Origin of the sequence: Neobacillus sp. 114 (assembly GCF_030127045.1) — a bacterium.
Taxonomy (GTDB): domain Bacteria; phylum Bacillota; class Bacilli; order Bacillales; family Cytobacillaceae; genus Neobacillus; species Neobacillus rhizophilus.
This window is the reverse complement of record NZ_CP126144.1, coordinates 830,511-844,626: the sequence shown is the minus strand read 5'-3', so window position 1 is coordinate 844,626 and position 14,116 is coordinate 830,511. Positions and strand designations below refer to the sequence as shown.

General features: G+C 39.7%; 12 protein-coding genes and 1 pseudogene. 1 reads left to right on the top strand and 12 read right to left on the bottom strand.

What is annotated here, in order from left to right; genetic code table 11:
* Nucleotides 1–16: 16 nt before the first annotated feature.
* Both QNN06_RS04080 and QNN06_RS04075 read right to left on the bottom strand, forming a co-directional pair.
* Nucleotides 17–1,675: a flavin-containing monooxygenase gene (locus QNN06_RS04080; RefSeq protein WP_213118680.1), complete on the bottom strand. Its 1,659-nt coding sequence runs from the start codon at nucleotides 1,673–1,675 to the stop codon at nucleotides 17–19.
* 440 nt (nucleotides 1,676–2,115) lie between these two features.
* Complete coding sequence (locus tag QNN06_RS04075) at nucleotides 2,116–2,826, bottom strand: FadR/GntR family transcriptional regulator (RefSeq protein WP_213118681.1); 711 nt, start codon at nucleotides 2,824–2,826, stop codon at nucleotides 2,116–2,118.
* Nucleotides 2,827–2,985: 159 nt separating this feature from the next.
* Between QNN06_RS04075 and QNN06_RS31330 the strand changes: the two are divergent.
* Nucleotides 2,986–3,240: pseudogene (locus tag QNN06_RS31330) on the top strand (recombinase family protein); the annotation flags it as partial.
* Between the two features lie 135 nt (nucleotides 3,241–3,375).
* Here QNN06_RS31330 and QNN06_RS04065 read toward each other — a convergent pair.
* The 10 genes from QNN06_RS04065 to QNN06_RS04020 all read right to left on the bottom strand — a co-directional run bounded on the left by QNN06_RS04065 (nucleotide 3,376) and on the right by QNN06_RS04020 (nucleotide 14,104).
* Nucleotides 3,376–4,677 carry a (Fe-S)-binding protein gene (locus tag QNN06_RS04065; protein WP_284037046.1) on the bottom strand — a complete coding sequence of 434 codons (1,302 nt, stop codon included), beginning with the start codon at nucleotides 4,675–4,677 and terminating at the stop codon, nucleotides 3,376–3,378.
* On the bottom strand, nucleotides 4,674–6,077 hold the full coding sequence (locus QNN06_RS04060) for an FAD-binding oxidoreductase (protein ID WP_284037892.1): 1,404 nt from the start codon (nucleotides 6,075–6,077) through the stop codon (nucleotides 4,674–4,676). The genes QNN06_RS04065 and QNN06_RS04060 overlap by 4 nt, the downstream gene beginning before the upstream one ends.
* A 49-nt stretch (nucleotides 6,078–6,126) precedes the next feature.
* Nucleotides 6,127–6,819, bottom strand: coding sequence for a FadR/GntR family transcriptional regulator (locus tag QNN06_RS04055; protein ID WP_284037045.1), 693 nt, complete (start codon nucleotides 6,817–6,819; stop codon nucleotides 6,127–6,129).
* A gap of 374 nt (nucleotides 6,820–7,193) precedes the next feature.
* The gene (locus QNN06_RS04050) at nucleotides 7,194–7,640 is read right to left on the bottom strand and encodes a DnaB-like helicase N-terminal domain-containing protein (protein ID WP_284037044.1); all 447 of its coding nucleotides are present in this window, start codon (nucleotides 7,638–7,640) and stop codon (nucleotides 7,194–7,196) included.
* A gap of 2 nt (nucleotides 7,641–7,642) precedes the next feature.
* Complete coding sequence (locus QNN06_RS04045) at nucleotides 7,643–8,644, bottom strand: DnaD domain protein (RefSeq protein ID WP_249366713.1); 1,002 nt, start codon at nucleotides 8,642–8,644, stop codon at nucleotides 7,643–7,645.
* 230 nt (nucleotides 8,645–8,874) lie between these two features.
* Nucleotides 8,875–10,509, bottom strand: coding sequence for a M20/M25/M40 family metallo-hydrolase (locus QNN06_RS04040; RefSeq protein ID WP_284037043.1), 1,635 nt, complete (start codon nucleotides 10,507–10,509; stop codon nucleotides 8,875–8,877).
* Between the two features lie 54 nt (nucleotides 10,510–10,563).
* Nucleotides 10,564–11,325 carry a dimethylarginine dimethylaminohydrolase family protein gene (locus QNN06_RS04035; RefSeq protein WP_284037042.1) on the bottom strand — a complete coding sequence of 254 codons (762 nt, stop codon included), beginning with the start codon at nucleotides 11,323–11,325 and terminating at the stop codon, nucleotides 10,564–10,566.
* A gap of 86 nt (nucleotides 11,326–11,411) precedes the next feature.
* On the bottom strand, nucleotides 11,412–12,374 hold the full coding sequence (locus tag QNN06_RS04030; protein WP_284037041.1) for an L-lactate dehydrogenase: 963 nt from the start codon (nucleotides 12,372–12,374) through the stop codon (nucleotides 11,412–11,414).
* A 46-nt stretch (nucleotides 12,375–12,420) separates the two neighbouring features.
* On the bottom strand, nucleotides 12,421–13,200 hold the full coding sequence (locus QNN06_RS04025) for an ABC transporter permease (protein WP_284037040.1): 780 nt from the start codon (nucleotides 13,198–13,200) through the stop codon (nucleotides 12,421–12,423).
* 1 nt (nucleotide 13,201) lies between these two features.
* Nucleotides 13,202–14,104: an ABC transporter permease gene (locus tag QNN06_RS04020; protein WP_284037039.1), complete on the bottom strand. Its 903-nt coding sequence runs from the start codon at nucleotides 14,102–14,104 to the stop codon at nucleotides 13,202–13,204.
* Nucleotides 14,105–14,116 lie beyond the last annotated feature (12 nt).

Sequence of the window (14,116 nt, the reverse complement as noted above, 5' to 3'; positions counted from 1 at the left end):
TCTCCCTTTCTAAAAACTAATTTAATGAATTTACTTCTTCTTTTTTATTTACAGATAAGGAAAAGCCCGCATACCCCTTATCTGCAACCTCTTTGCAAATCTGATTGTATTTATCAAACCCTCCTAAATAAATAGGAAATCCTCTTGGTTTATCTGGAATATTCGCACCTGTCCACCATGACTCCGTTTTAACAAAAAGTGTAGCATTAGCCGCCTCCGCAACTGATTTACTCCAATCAGCGGCTGCTTCCGGTCTTGCCTCGATAGTATTTATACCCTGCTCACGGAGATGATTGAGACAGTCAATAATCCACTCAACGTTTGACTCAATCACTACGAGATTGTTGACCACCGCGCCTGGACCCTCGGCTCCTGCAACCATGAATAAATTTGGGAATCCATCTATTGCAAGTCCAAGATACGTACTTATCTCACCCCCATGATTCCATTTTTCCTTTAATGCAACTCCATTTCTTCCCCTAATATCTATTTTAAACAGAGGACCGGTAATAGCGTCGTAACCTGTAGCAAATACAAGAGCATCCAACTTATATTCCTTTTCTGTTGTGCGTACACCCATTGGAGTGATCTCCTCAATAGGCGCCTTTTTAATATCGATCAAGGTGACATTATCACGATTATATGTTTCGTAATAATTGGTACTTAAAGCTATGCGTTTTGTTCCAAAATGATAATTTGGCATTAATTTTTGGGCAACCTCAGGATCACGTACAATTTCAGAGATCTTGGAACGGACAAAATCACCATATGTTTGATTAGCTTCTTCGTTGGTAAACAGATCATTATATCTTGGCAGACCTCCGCCTTTTTCCCAAGCGCTTTCAAATTCTTGCAACCGTTCTTCTTCTGTTACAGCTAAAGCTGATTTATCAATGAGTCTCTTAAAATCACCAGTACGGCTATTTCGAATCTGTTGCTTTAATTCTTTAAAATTTGCTTTTCTTTGTCGTACATATTCAGGATCAAGCTCATGATTCCCCGCCGGAATGGAATATTGAGGCGTCCGTTGGAAAACAGTTAAATGATCAGCTTCTTTTGCAATTTCCGGTATTACCTGCATACCACTTGACCCAGTGCCGATGACACCAACACGTTTACCTTTGAAATTAACCTTTTCTTTTGGCCAATTTCCGGTATGATACCATTCCCCTTCGAAGCTATGTAAACCTTTAAAATTGGGAACGTTGGGTGCAGAGGTGAGCCCGCCTACCGTAGGGATGAAAAACTTAGCCGTTACACTAGTACCGTCATTTAAGTAAATCTGCCAACGTTCGTTTACCTCGTCATAATGAGCAGCATTAATGCGCGTGTTGAATTGAATATCTCTACGTAAATCAAATTTATCTGCTACGAAATTGATATAACGGAGAATCTCCGGCTGACTAGGATACCTACTAGTCCATGTCCATTCGTTATATAGCTCTTCAGAGAAATAATAGCAATAAGCAAAACTCTCCACATCGCAACGTAATCCAGGATAGCGATGCCAATACCATACTCCGCCGACATCCCCGCCTGCCTCATATACTCTGACAGAGTAACCAGCCTCTCGTAAACTATGAATCATGTACAGTCCCGAAAAACCCCCACCAATAGCAACCACATCGAAATCGGCTGCTTGACTCGTTTTAGATCCTTGTTGAGCAAAATTCATATTATTTTCTTCCTTCCTAAAAATATTTTTTGAAACCCCTAGCACTGATTTTACGGATTGATCCGTACTAAAGCAGTGATAGTTCCCATAATTCCCATTAATTATTCCTGAAAATTCAGTTAATAAAGTTTATAGTACTAACAAAAAATTTTAATAATTCTGTATTTTCTAATTATTCTTTCCCAATAAAACTATAATTATTTCACATCCTTTGTAATCGCTTTATTAAACTTGTAATACAATCATACAAGATAGGATTTCCAATTTCAATATACATTTTAAAATTTTCCAAATTTTCTACCTTCTACCCTTTGCACTTCATTCCCGTAGAAGGTTTAAATGTTTGGATATAAATAAATCCCCACCTGTCAATCAGATGGGAATTCGATTGTTAATAGGCAATATTTAAAATGCGAACAAAAAACTGGTAAGGTTGTTGACTACTTCTTCACCCGAGGGTCCCCGAGTTTCAATCGTGCATTTGTTAAATGTTCTTTCATATAAAATGCTGCAGCTTCTTTATTTCTTCTTTTAATTGCTTCATAAATATTTTGGTGTTCTTGGTGTACTTGTTCACGCTTCTCTCTTCTTCCTACGTTTTTCTTTAACGAATAGGTAAGGGCTTTTCGATAAAGTTCTCTTACATTTTCAACCGCTTGTGTGAGAAAAGAGTTTTTTGCAGCTTTTACGATGGACATGTGGAAATCATAATCTGCTTGATCTCCAACAACGGAATCATCATTAATCGTATCTGATACTTGCTGAAAGGCTTCATATATCTTCTTAAGATCTTCCTCGGTATGCCGTTCTGCTGCAAATGCTGCTGCCTCTGTCTCAATTACTGTTCGCAATTCAAGCAAGTTATAAATTTCTTCTTCTGTTATCATTTCAAATGCAACCGTATCTAGTAGATCCTCTGTGGGGATTTTTTTTACAAAGTTTCCACCACCTTGAATCGATTCTACAAGTCCACTCGCAACGAGCACACTAATTGTTTCACGAATAGGTTGCCTACTAACACCAAACATTTCAGCAAGCTTATTTTCAGATGGGAGTTTTGAACCTTCTGGAAAATCCCCATCTCGTATTTTCTGTTTTAATTGTTCAAGTACTTGGTCAACTATTTTCATTCGCTTTACTGTATGAACCATAAAATCCTCCTTAAAAAGATATTTTTTTACAGGAAAAACCTTACCACTATTTCATTTTTAATAGAAATCTATTCTTTTTCACTTAATTATGTTAATTTGATAGTTGTATTACAAGCTTACAATCATCATTTCTCTTAGTCAATACAATTTTTGTAAATGGAATGGAAAGAGATCTCGCACAAACTATGCTCCGTTATCGTGGTCTTAGAGACCGAAATTTATTTATTTATTTATTTATTTCTCAGCTGGAAATTCTAGAGTTTGAGAGATATGGGGATACTAATGGAGGATCAATTCCTTTGCCTGTTGTCCTATGTTGCTGACCAGGAGAGGAAGAAAATTGATAGGAATTCTGGAGGGATCGTGATGGGTAAGGTGAAAGGAAATCATTTGGGAAAGCCAAAAATAGAATTAAAGTAAACGTAAAATAATCCCCAACTGATCAAACAGATGGAGATTATTTTAAGCTTCCATTAAACAGAATTAGACAAAAAGGCTGGGAAGTAAAGAGTATATTTTAGCTGGTATTTCTTATATTACCTATATGATTTACAAAATCCCGGTTGCTTCTGCCAAGAATTCTACTAAATGAACAGCTCGCATGCTTCCATTTAAATTTTCACGTTCAATTCCCAGCTTCATTTGAATCAGGCATCCAGGGTTGGTCGTAATAATGGTCGTTGCTTTTGTATCTTTTACATTCTCCATTTTTTGATCCAAGATCTCCATTGAGGCATCATAATTCACAATGTTGTATATCCCTGCCGAGCCGCAGCACATATTCGCATCGTTCATTTCTATGAATTCTACATTTGGTACGCTTTGGATTAATCGAAGCGGCTCTTTTGTTACTTTTAGAACATTTGTCATATGACAAGATCTCTGATACGTTACCCTTTGAGGTAAGCAGTCTTTCGATTTAATGCCTCCGCATAAAACAAGGATTTGGGAGATATCTTTCGTTTTTTCCGAAAAACGTTTCGCGCGTTCGACCCATAGTGGTTCATCCGCTAATAGGTGATCATATTCGATAAGCATTGCCCCGCAACCGCCGGCATTATTGACAATAAAATCTACTTCTTCCTTCTCGAAAGCCGCAATATTCCTTTTTGCTAAACCTTTACTTTCTTCTAACTCTCCGGAGTGAGCGTGTAGAGCTCCACAGCAAGTCTGATTCTCTATGACAATCACGTCACAACCTGCCTCGGAAAGCAGCTTGACGGAAAGGTGGTTGATCTTTCTGAACATTGCATCCATCACACAACCCACAAAGAATGCGACCGTATACTTTTTGTCCCCTTTAGCTGGAGTAACACGGAGGAGACTTGAACGTTCCCATGGGGATACCGCAGGCGGGGTGATCGCTTCGAATTCACCTAAATGAGAAGGTAATTTTTTCACCAGCCCGCTTTTTCTCGCCAGTTTTTGAATACCGCTTTTTTCATATAGCCACATGGAATTCCCGATGAAATTCATTGCTTTACGGCTAGGGAAGACCTCTTTGAATAAGGTGTTGCGCAAAGTTTGAACCGGAACCGAAAACTTTTTACGTCGTGTGATTGCCGCTCTGGCTGCTTCCAGAATGCCACCGTATTCAACCCCGGTAGGACAAGCGGTCTCACACGCGCGGCAGCCAAGGCACAAATCCATCGGTTCCTCCAGAACGGATAAATCTGTAATCTTTCCTTCCCCTACCATCTTGACCAAATTAATTCTCCCTCTCGGGGAGTGAGTTTCCTTACCCATCGTGGCGTAGGTAGGACATACTGGCAAACAGTAGCCGCATTGAACACAGCTATTGGTTTTTTCATATTTAATTTCTTCTTTCAATTGTTCTAGGTCATGGTTCATTCGCTTAACACCAACTTTTGCCCCGGCTCAGGGAAAATCTTTCCAGGATTCATAATATTATTCGGATCCCAAGCCTGCTTAATTTTCTTCATCATATCTAATCCTTCGGCCCCCAATTCCATTTCCATAAATGGAGCTTTCATGGTTCCTATGCCATGTTCCCCAGACAAAGTTCCACCCAATTGTACAGCGGCTTCAAAAATCTCCGTAACTGCCAGCTCGACCCGCCGCATTTCTTCCTTATCCGATTTGTCTGCAATAATATTAGGATGAAGGTTGCCATCCCCGGCATGACCAAAAACCACAAGGTGTACATTATACTTTTTCTTGATTTCTTGGAGCCGACGACACATTTCTGGTATTTTACTCCGTGGAACGGTGGCATCCTCCGAAATTTTGGTTGGCTTAATCCTGACAATGGCGGGAGAAACCAACTTTCGTGCCTTCCATACCTCTTCTGTTTCAGCCTTAGTTTTGGGAACTCGCACTTTTATTGCTCCCGCTTCTTTACATACCTTCGAGACCTGTTCGGCTTCATCTGTAACCGCAGAGGGGTGCCCATCAAGTTCGATGAGAATCAACGCTTCGGCGTCCCTAGGAAGCCCAGAAGGCTGATAATTTTCTACAGCTATAATCGAGGCTTGATCCATCAATTCCATTTTAGACGGGAGAATTCCGGAGGAAAGAATTTTCGATATGGCTCTTCCTGCATCCACAAGGCTATTAAAAATAGCCATCACCGTTTCTGAAGCTTGCGGCTTTGGAATCAAGCGCAAGATGGCTTTTGTAATTATTCCTAGAGTACCTTCGGAGCCTACAATGAGTTTGGTCAAATCGTAGCCGGTTACGTTTTTCACTGTCCGGCCACCTGTCCGGATAATTTCCCCTTGCGGCGTGATCATTTCCAACCCAATGACATAATCCTTCGTTACCCCATATTTCAATCCTCGCGGGCCGCCCGAATTCTCCGCCAAATTTCCACCAATAGTGGATACATGAGAACTGCTGGGATCAGGAGGGTACATCAAACCTTTCTGTTCGGCTGCATGATGAATATTAGATGTTAATACACCAGGAGACACAATGGCAACCAAGTCTTCTTCATGAATTTCAAGTAAGTCATCCATAACGGACAGATCGAAAACCATTCCACCTTTAACGGGAAGCGGACCTCCACTTAAACTGGTCGCTTGGCCGCGTGGATAGACCGGAATCTTTTCTCGGTTGGCCAATTTCACAAGTGCGGCCAATTCCTCCACACTTTTTGTCTGAATGACCACATCGGGCAGATAGGTACCAAACGAACCATCAAAGGAATAACTGTAGCGATCGGATTCATTTGTCAATACTCTCCCTGTTTTTACGATGGATATAATTTCTTTAACATGTGCTGATGTTATCGCTTTCAATGGAGTTTTTCACTTCCTTTTTTTCTAAGTAATAATAAGCTTAAAAAAGTAAACTTAGTTTTTTCTCTGCATTTTTCAAATGAATAACAGACTGGATTTTTGCCAGCTCAGGTTCTTCCATTTTAATGGCTAATAGAATATCCTGGTGTTCTTTAAGAGCCGCTTTTCGTCTTTGTTTTAACACCAAATTAGGCTCGAGTGTAATCTTTAATGCTCTCTCATAAAGGGCAGATAAACTTTCGATCATATGAATCATGATCGGATTCTGCGTTGCTAAAATAATGGATCGATGGAATTCGATGTCAGCCTCTGTGCCCATTTTCTCCTCATCAGTAAATTCTCTCTCCAGCCATTTCAAAGCCTGTTCCATTTGTTCCAATTGTTCTGGAGTACGCCTAAGTGCAGCTAAATAGGCCGCCTCAGGCTCTAGAATTTTTCTCATCTCAAATAGATGTTTGATGATTTCTTTATCATCATTTTCAATACGAATTTGATGCAGCAGAAAAGTCGCAGCTCTTTCTTCAACGTAACTGCCTCCACCTTGACGCGAGCTAATCACACCCGCAGCCCTTAAGACACTGAGTGCCTCTCGAATCGGGATTCTACTTACGCCAAAGTGTGCAGCTAGTTCCATTTCTGTTGGCAATTTTGAACCTGGAGGAAACTTTCCAACTTCAATCATATTTAACAATTCACGAGAAATCGTTTGCGATATTTTTTCTTTTTCAGCCATAACCAATGCCCCTAATCATTCTAATTTACCGATACCTGTAATACAAATTTTATGATAATGAATAATGCAAGTCAATGATCATTAAAAGAAATGCCATAAACTACGTTGAAATCGCTAAATTCCACCAAATAAAAATGAAGAAACAATACTAATTGTGAAATTTGTAATACAAAATTAGTTTTAGCTATTGAATATTCGATATCTTTTTTTTATTTTTGAAAACATGTTAGAGCTCATAATAGAAAAGCAGAAACTGGAAAAAATAAAGCCATTCCTCCAACAAATAAGATTTGATCCCCTTTTTTGTAAATTTATCCATTAAAAGTAGCACATGGATAATTCCCGTCCTTAAAACAAAAGTTGTTAAGTAATATTCATTTTATGAAAACCATCCTATCCGTCTTCCTCATAAAAAAGAGTGACTGGCACCACCCGAATCTTGTCGAGGAGAATTCGACAAATTGCGGGTAGTGACAGTCATTTGCCTTTTTCATCGCTTTTATAGCTGGAAAACTCTCAAAATCCTTCCTCATTCCCGAAACCTTCCACGACTTAAGTATGAGCTTTTCCGTTCCATCAAATTTCTCGATGTCTGCATAGGACAACAGCTCAGAAAGATAGGACATTCCCCCTACTGATTCGAGATCGGACAGGGTTGAAAAAGTAATTAAATCAAGATTCTTACCGGCACGTTTGAATTCCACCATTTTTCGCATGATTTCTTTATGCCGTGCACTTTCTAGCTGTTCAGGCTGAATCACGGTATCCGTTAGTAAGTACTCCGCCTTCATCAAACTGCCCAAGAACGCTTTTTCAGCCATACTCATTCCTCTTCACCTGCCGTTAGATCAAGTTGGAATCCACGTGGAATATCTCTTCCGTTACGAAAGTTTTCAGTTGATTGCTTGGATATTGGTACTGCCTGTTGGGGTGCCTGATGGGCATCAACATCTGCTGCGGTCAGTAACGATTCATTTTCCCAGTTTCTAAGAATCGCAACAATATAGTTGAGCCTTCGCTTGTTATTCGCACAGGCAATCTCCATGGCTTTTAGGATCATCTCTTTCGGCTGTAAAAAGCTAGAATCCTCTAACCATGCTAACAGCTGCTGCTTCGCCATCACGTTTGTAAAACCAAAACCATTCGCGTCCCAAAACTCGATAATTTCATTCACATCTTCTGGTTTTGTAAGATTCTTTAAATCTGGAGCGTCCTCAACATCTGGACGAGAAGCTATTTTTTGTTTTTGTTTTTCTTTTTTATTTTCTTTTTCTTTTTCTTTTTCTTTTTGCCCACGTATCGTCTCACGGTTCGTTGACGTATCGTACAACTCTTCTGCTTCACTATCGGTATATGTAGTCTGTTCCTCTCGTTCACTGCCCTCGTTGCTAAAAAGCATTTCTTCTTGTCTACTAAAAGATTCGTAAAGGCTGCTAATCCCGGGATTGCTAATGCCTTCCGAAACATACGAAATAAGCGAGCGATCCTTGACCTCTTTTAGCTCGGCGGTTATACAGTCCATAATCGGTTTCCCGCCTTTATGCAGGTTATATTCCCCCCAGTATTTAATCGCCAGTTCTCTTGTTTCCGGATTATAGCGAATCAACTGATGATGCTCGGCAAATCGTTCCATTAACGAATGAACGGTCTCCATAGAATAGCCCAAATGAAAAGCCATTTGCTTCTTCGTTATTCGATAGATGCCAATTTGAGTTGTTTTCGAATTTGTCAGCAGATAGAGGTAAAAATACTTCTCCTCCGGGGTCATCTCTTCCACAATGGGATTGTCCCAAAATTCAGTTCGCACCATTCGATACTTTGCCATCCTTAACCACCATCCTTATTTATTGGAAAACTCTATCCATTCTCTATTTATGGTTTGGTGAAGAAAACGGATAGGGTGGTTTTTATAAAAAAGTGAATATTTTATGGCAATGGCTTTTTTATGGATTACAAAATTGGACCAAAAAAAGTGACCAGGCACCACCCAGAAATTTGGGTAGAGCCTGATCACCTTTTTTGGTCCAGCAAATGGCAGGAAAGTCATAAATTTAATCAGCAATTAAGAGGCTTAATAGGGCTCGTTTGGGTACTAATCTTTTTGATCAAAGCCTCCACAAGTGCAGGTACCTCTACAAATGCACTCCTTTTGTGAAGTCGTTCGGTGCGTTTATGTGCGTCTTTACCAAATGGTCCAATGTTCAAAACGGGTGCTCGAAGTTCTTTCATTTCTTGAAACGGAATACTGTAACTGTGTCCCCAAACTGGTGTATTGTCGATGAATGACGTCCAACCGCTGCCAGAATCTTTATAATTCACATAGCTTAAATCGCTAATTCCATTGAAAAAGTGTTTTTGTTGAACGGACAGCCCAAACTTCTCCATTCCCTGTTGCCTAATATAATCCACACATTCACTAATAAACTCGCAATCAGAAGAATTCACTGCGGGATAATACGGAGGAGCAAAAAGTAAAATCATTGCCGGTGCTAACTCTTGACACTCAATCATTAATGATTCAACAATATGGAATGATTTTTCACGGTCATCCAAGTTATTCTTTCCGTGAATCACTCGTTTAATAGAATTTACATACTCACTGCCAAGCTTTTTTACCGCATATTTCAACAATTCTTCATACCGAAACACACGAACGGTTCCTATCGGCTTCACATTCTGTGATGTACAAGATTTTTGATAGGCCTCATTGCACACCTTTGCCGCATCCAAAGCAATTTCTTCAAAGTTATCCATAATTTCCGCAGCATTGCGTTTCATTAAAAACACATTGTACAAGGCTGCAGCACGAAATGGTGTTTGGGCCGAATACTCTACTTTTAAATCCTTTTGCTGCAGGTTAACCGGAAGAGGCGTTTTCTCTCCCATGACCGTCTCTTGAAGTTGTTCATTCCACTCCATCTTCTGTGTCATAAAAGAAGCTATATAGTTCGCTGTAATACCGCTCAACGGTTCCCCTACGTGTGTTTCCCGCCCGTAAAACAGTACAGATGGCATAATTTTTCCAATTGAACCAGAGTAAACATAATAATTCGGGTCACCTGGCTGTTGAGTGAAGACCGGCTCACCATTCAGGAAAAGTTTGTAATCGAGTTCATACTCTTTCTTCAGTTCAAGCAATTTCAGCACGGCCGCGCGCATGCCAGACGAATTCACCTCTTCATCTGGAACCGTTAAAAGCAATAAATTAATGGGCCATTTTTCAACCGTGGCCTTTTCAATTAATCCCATATGCATGACAAGTCCCATTTTCATGTCCATGGTACCTCTGCCAAACAAGTAATCACCAGACAGGAGGTCATCCCGTGCATCCAAAGGAAGGCTTTCCATTCGGTTATAGAGCAACTTAGTAAGTTCCTTCGGGCGAAATGCATACTCCTCAAGATCTCCATATTCTTCAGTAAAAACCGTATCAAAATGACTGATAAGAACAACGGTCTCCTTGACCTTTGGGCTTTTATATAAAGCTGTTAGAAAACTCCTGCCTAAATCTGCATCGTAAAGCCCTAAATGACTAGGGTTCTGTTGAAAATATGATAAATGCTGCAGTTTTGCCTGAACCTTTTTAGGAAACTCAATTTCACCTGGAGTTCGTGTTCGACTATCCCAACTAACTACTTCGCATAACAGACTAGATAGCCCTTCCTTTGTCGCCCATTGAAATTCAGCCATGACTCTGCCCTCCAACCTTCGTACTACGGAAAATTACAAGAACTTCATTTATAATTAAAACCGTAAGGACAAGCAACTTAACCCGCCATCTAATTTACGGAATTCTGATGTATCTACCTCAATCGTTTTGTAGCCTGCATCTTCAATTTTTTGTTTAGTAAGCGGGAAGCCGGCTGGGACAATAACATAATCGTTTACGCGAATACAGTTAGCAGCATACTCCTCTTCAGGTGGAACAACAATTTTCTTATACGAATTAAAAACAGGATGATCAACAAATTCCCCCGCAACAACAATCGTACCTTCACCTAAATAGGTAATACCTGTCTTTAAATGGAAAAACTCTTTTAGTTCCACGATGGTTGCCTTGAAGTTTTCCCCCTCAAGAATTTGCTTTAATTGAACCGCACCTTCATAGTTTGTTCGAACAGATATACCAATATAAAAATAATCTTCGATTTGTAATATATCGCCGCCATCAAGGGTGCCAGGTGCCTCAATATGATAAATATTATCGTAGAACTTCCTCAAAACTGGTTCCATTTCTATAATTTCACCATTACGTGAAACTGCACCTGGGTTGGTTACTACGGCAAAATTAGCGGTAAGAACGGCTGTATCCTCGACAAATGTTGAGTCAGGGAAATCTGCATTTCCTGGTAATAGGGTAACCTCAACGCCACATGTTTTTAGGGCCTCAATATAAGAATGGTGCTGCTCGATGGCTTTATCCAAAACAGGTGTCCCAAGGTTTGATGTTGTTAACCCATTTACGTATGACTCTCCGGGAGTCTTAACAATTACATTCTTAAACATGAAAAATACCTCCAATGTATATATTCGTTCCCTCTTAAGTAGCTAGGAAAATACTACTTATCATCTAGGAAACATAAATCTCAATATTAAAGCCGTGCCTTATTTTTGAATAACGGTTCCATCGTACTTTTTAGAATATTAATGGAAGAAGTTAATTTTTCTTGCTCAGCCTGGTTCAAATCCAATTCAATAATCTTGCTTATTCCCTGCCTGTTTATAACCGCTGGTACTCCAACATAAACATCATGAAAACCATATTCCCCATCTAAATAGGCAGAAACCGGCAGAATTATGTTTTCATTTCTTAAAATCGCTTTTGTAATTCTAGCTAATGCCATCCCAATTCCAAAATAAGTGGCTCCCTTTCGATCCCAAACATGGTAGGCTGCATCCCGTACATCATTAGCGATTTTTTCAAGGTCTGTTAAACGGTTTTGACTATCTGACGTTACAATGTCCAATAATGGCTTTCCGCAGATGGTTGCCGTACTAAAACTAGCAATCTGGGAATCTCCGTGCTCTCCAATAATGTAACCATTAATACTGCGAGGATCGATACGAAAATACTCGCCCAGCAAGAATAATAATCGGGCTGTATCTAAAGTTGTTCCCGACCCTATGACCCTTTCTTTCGGTAGTCCTGAAAATTCCCATGTTGCATAGGTAATAATATCCACTGGGTTTGACACAACCAAAAAGATTCCATCGAATCCGGAAGCCATCACCTTTTCAACTACATCTTTAACGATGGCTGTATTTTTTTCTACGACCGTTAATCGTGTTTCCTCTTCACTTTGACTTACACTTGCACTAATGCACACAATGTCGGCATCTTTACAATCGCTATAATCACCGTGCCAAACCTTTGCCGGTGAAGGGGTAAATAGCTTCCCATGGTTTAAGTCCATAGCGTCCCCTTCCGCCTTAGCCTTATTTATATCTATTAATACTATTTCTTCAGCAATTCCTTGATTCATTAAAGCATATGCATATGTGGAACCAACAAAGCCAGAACCGACAATCGCTACCCTATTAACGTGTTTACCCATTTTTCCCCTCCTGCGAGTCATTTTTTGGCCAGCCTGCCATTAATCGTTACTTCACTTTTTTTAAGCGTGCTTTCCGAACTGCCACTAGTTCCTGTGATAGGAACACAACTATCGTGATGACAATAAGAATGGAGGAAACCGCTGCCATCGTTGGATCAACCTGCATCCGCAAATTTTCCCACATCGCAATCGGTAATGTTTTTGTATTAGGTCCACCTAAAAAGATCGTAACAACCACTTCATCGAAGGAAATAATAAAGGCAAATAAAGCACCAGACAGAACGCCAGGACGTATAAGCGGCAGGGTTACTTTAAAAAATGTACCAATCGGGGTTGATCCTAAACCCATCGCTGCCAATTCCAGGTTTCGGTCCATCCCCTTTAAACTAGCTGTTACGGTTACAAAGACAATTGGAAGCGCTAAAACCGTATGGGCCAAAATCAATCCTAGAAAACTATTCGTTAGCTTTAGGGGAGCAAACGAATGGTAAAGGGCCACTCCGGTAATAATCACCGGGATAATCATCGGGGCTACCATTAACGACATAAAAAGCTTTTTCCCCCAAAAGTTCAAACGAGTTACGGCAAGCGAAGCCATTACTCCTAGAATGGTAGATAACACGGCAGTGAAAATGGCTATAAAAAGACTTCTAATCAAACCAATGACCCATTCTTCATTATTAAAAAAGCTCAAATACCATTTGAAAGAGTAACCTGGAATGGGATACTCAAAGAAACTGGACGATGAAAAGGACATAGGGATCACGACTAATATAGGTGAGAGTAAGGCAACGATAATGAGCCCTACAATGATTCTAAGCCACATCCTATTCCAACTCCTTCAATACAGGATTTTTCCCTGTTAGCAAGAGGGCAGCAAATAGCAAAATAATCGTTGTTATGAATAAAACGAGAGATAATGCGGAAGCCAAATGCCAATTTAACGTAGTATTAATATTACTTTCTATTAACATCGAAATCATCGTTGTATTGGTTCCCCCTAATAAAGCAGGGGTAATAAAGTAACCAATTCCCATTACAAAAACTAACAATGAACCAGATAAAATCCCTGGGACGGACAACGGAAAAAAGACTTGCAGAAAGGCTTTCCATGGACGCGCCCCCATACCTTGCGCAGCCTGAAGTAATTTTTGATCAATCCCGGCCATAACGGAATAAAGGCTTAATACCATATATGGTAAAAGAATATGAGTCATCGCAATAACGACACCAGTCGTATTGTAAATCAGCTCAAGCGGCTGATTGATAATTCCTAAATCTATTAAAATCGTATTAATGACACCATTTTTTCGTAATAAAATGGTCCATGAAAATGTCCGTACTAATAAACTAATCCAAAAAGGAATTAACACTGCTGAAAAAATTATTTTTTTCCATAGATTCGATTTTGTACTTACCAGCATATAAGCCAACGGGTAGGCGAAAATTAATGAAAACAAGGTAACAAGGAATGCTATTTTTAGTGTCAGCCACAAAACCTTCAAGTATATATCCGTAGAGAAAATGCGGCTAATATATCCCAAGGTAAATCCAGTTTCATCAAAAAAACTAAGCTTAAAGAAATCTACCATGGAAAAAAACATTAATATAAAAATATAGCCAAATGGAATAAGCAGAAGAAGCCATTGCAATCCTGATAATCGTGCCAACCTTTGGGAGAAGGATACCTGCTTGGCAGGTATCCAGGAATCAGACTTTATTTCAATCATATCTTTATCCTC

What these genes read in the sequence shown, in the direction of transcription:
- QNN06_RS04075 (WP_213118681.1), bottom strand. Translation starts at nt 2,826, where the DNA reads ATGGTTCATACAGTAAAGCGAATGAAAATAGTTGACCAAGTACTTGAA.
- QNN06_RS04030 (WP_284037041.1), bottom strand. Translation starts at nt 12,374, where the DNA reads ATGGGTAAACACGTTAATAGGGTAGCGATTGTCGGTTCTGGCTTTGTT.
- QNN06_RS04065 (WP_284037046.1), bottom strand. Translation starts at nt 4,677, where the DNA reads ATGAACCATGACCTAGAACAATTGAAAGAAGAAATTAAATATGAAAAA.
- QNN06_RS04055 (WP_284037045.1), bottom strand. Translation starts at nt 6,819, where the DNA reads ATGGCTGAAAAAGAAAAAATATCGCAAACGATTTCTCGTGAATTGTTA.
- QNN06_RS04040 (WP_284037043.1), bottom strand. Translation starts at nt 10,509, where the DNA reads ATGGCTGAATTTCAATGGGCGACAAAGGAAGGGCTATCTAGTCTGTTA.
- QNN06_RS04025 (WP_284037040.1), bottom strand. Translation starts at nt 13,200, where the DNA reads ATGTGGCTTAGAATCATTGTAGGGCTCATTATCGTTGCCTTACTCTCA.
- QNN06_RS04050 (WP_284037044.1), bottom strand. Translation starts at nt 7,640, where the DNA reads ATGGCTGAAAAAGCGTTCTTGGGCAGTTTGATGAAGGCGGAGTACTTA.
- QNN06_RS04080 (WP_213118680.1), bottom strand. Translation starts at nt 1,675, where the DNA reads ATGAATTTTGCTCAACAAGGATCTAAAACGAGTCAAGCAGCCGATTTC.
- QNN06_RS04035 (WP_284037042.1), bottom strand. Translation starts at nt 11,325, where the DNA reads ATGTTTAAGAATGTAATTGTTAAGACTCCCGGAGAGTCATACGTAAAT.
- QNN06_RS04020 (WP_284037039.1), bottom strand. Translation starts at nt 14,104, where the DNA reads ATGATTGAAATAAAGTCTGATTCCTGGATACCTGCCAAGCAGGTATCC.
- QNN06_RS04045 (WP_249366713.1), bottom strand. Translation starts at nt 8,644, where the DNA reads ATGGCAAAGTATCGAATGGTGCGAACTGAATTTTGGGACAATCCCATT.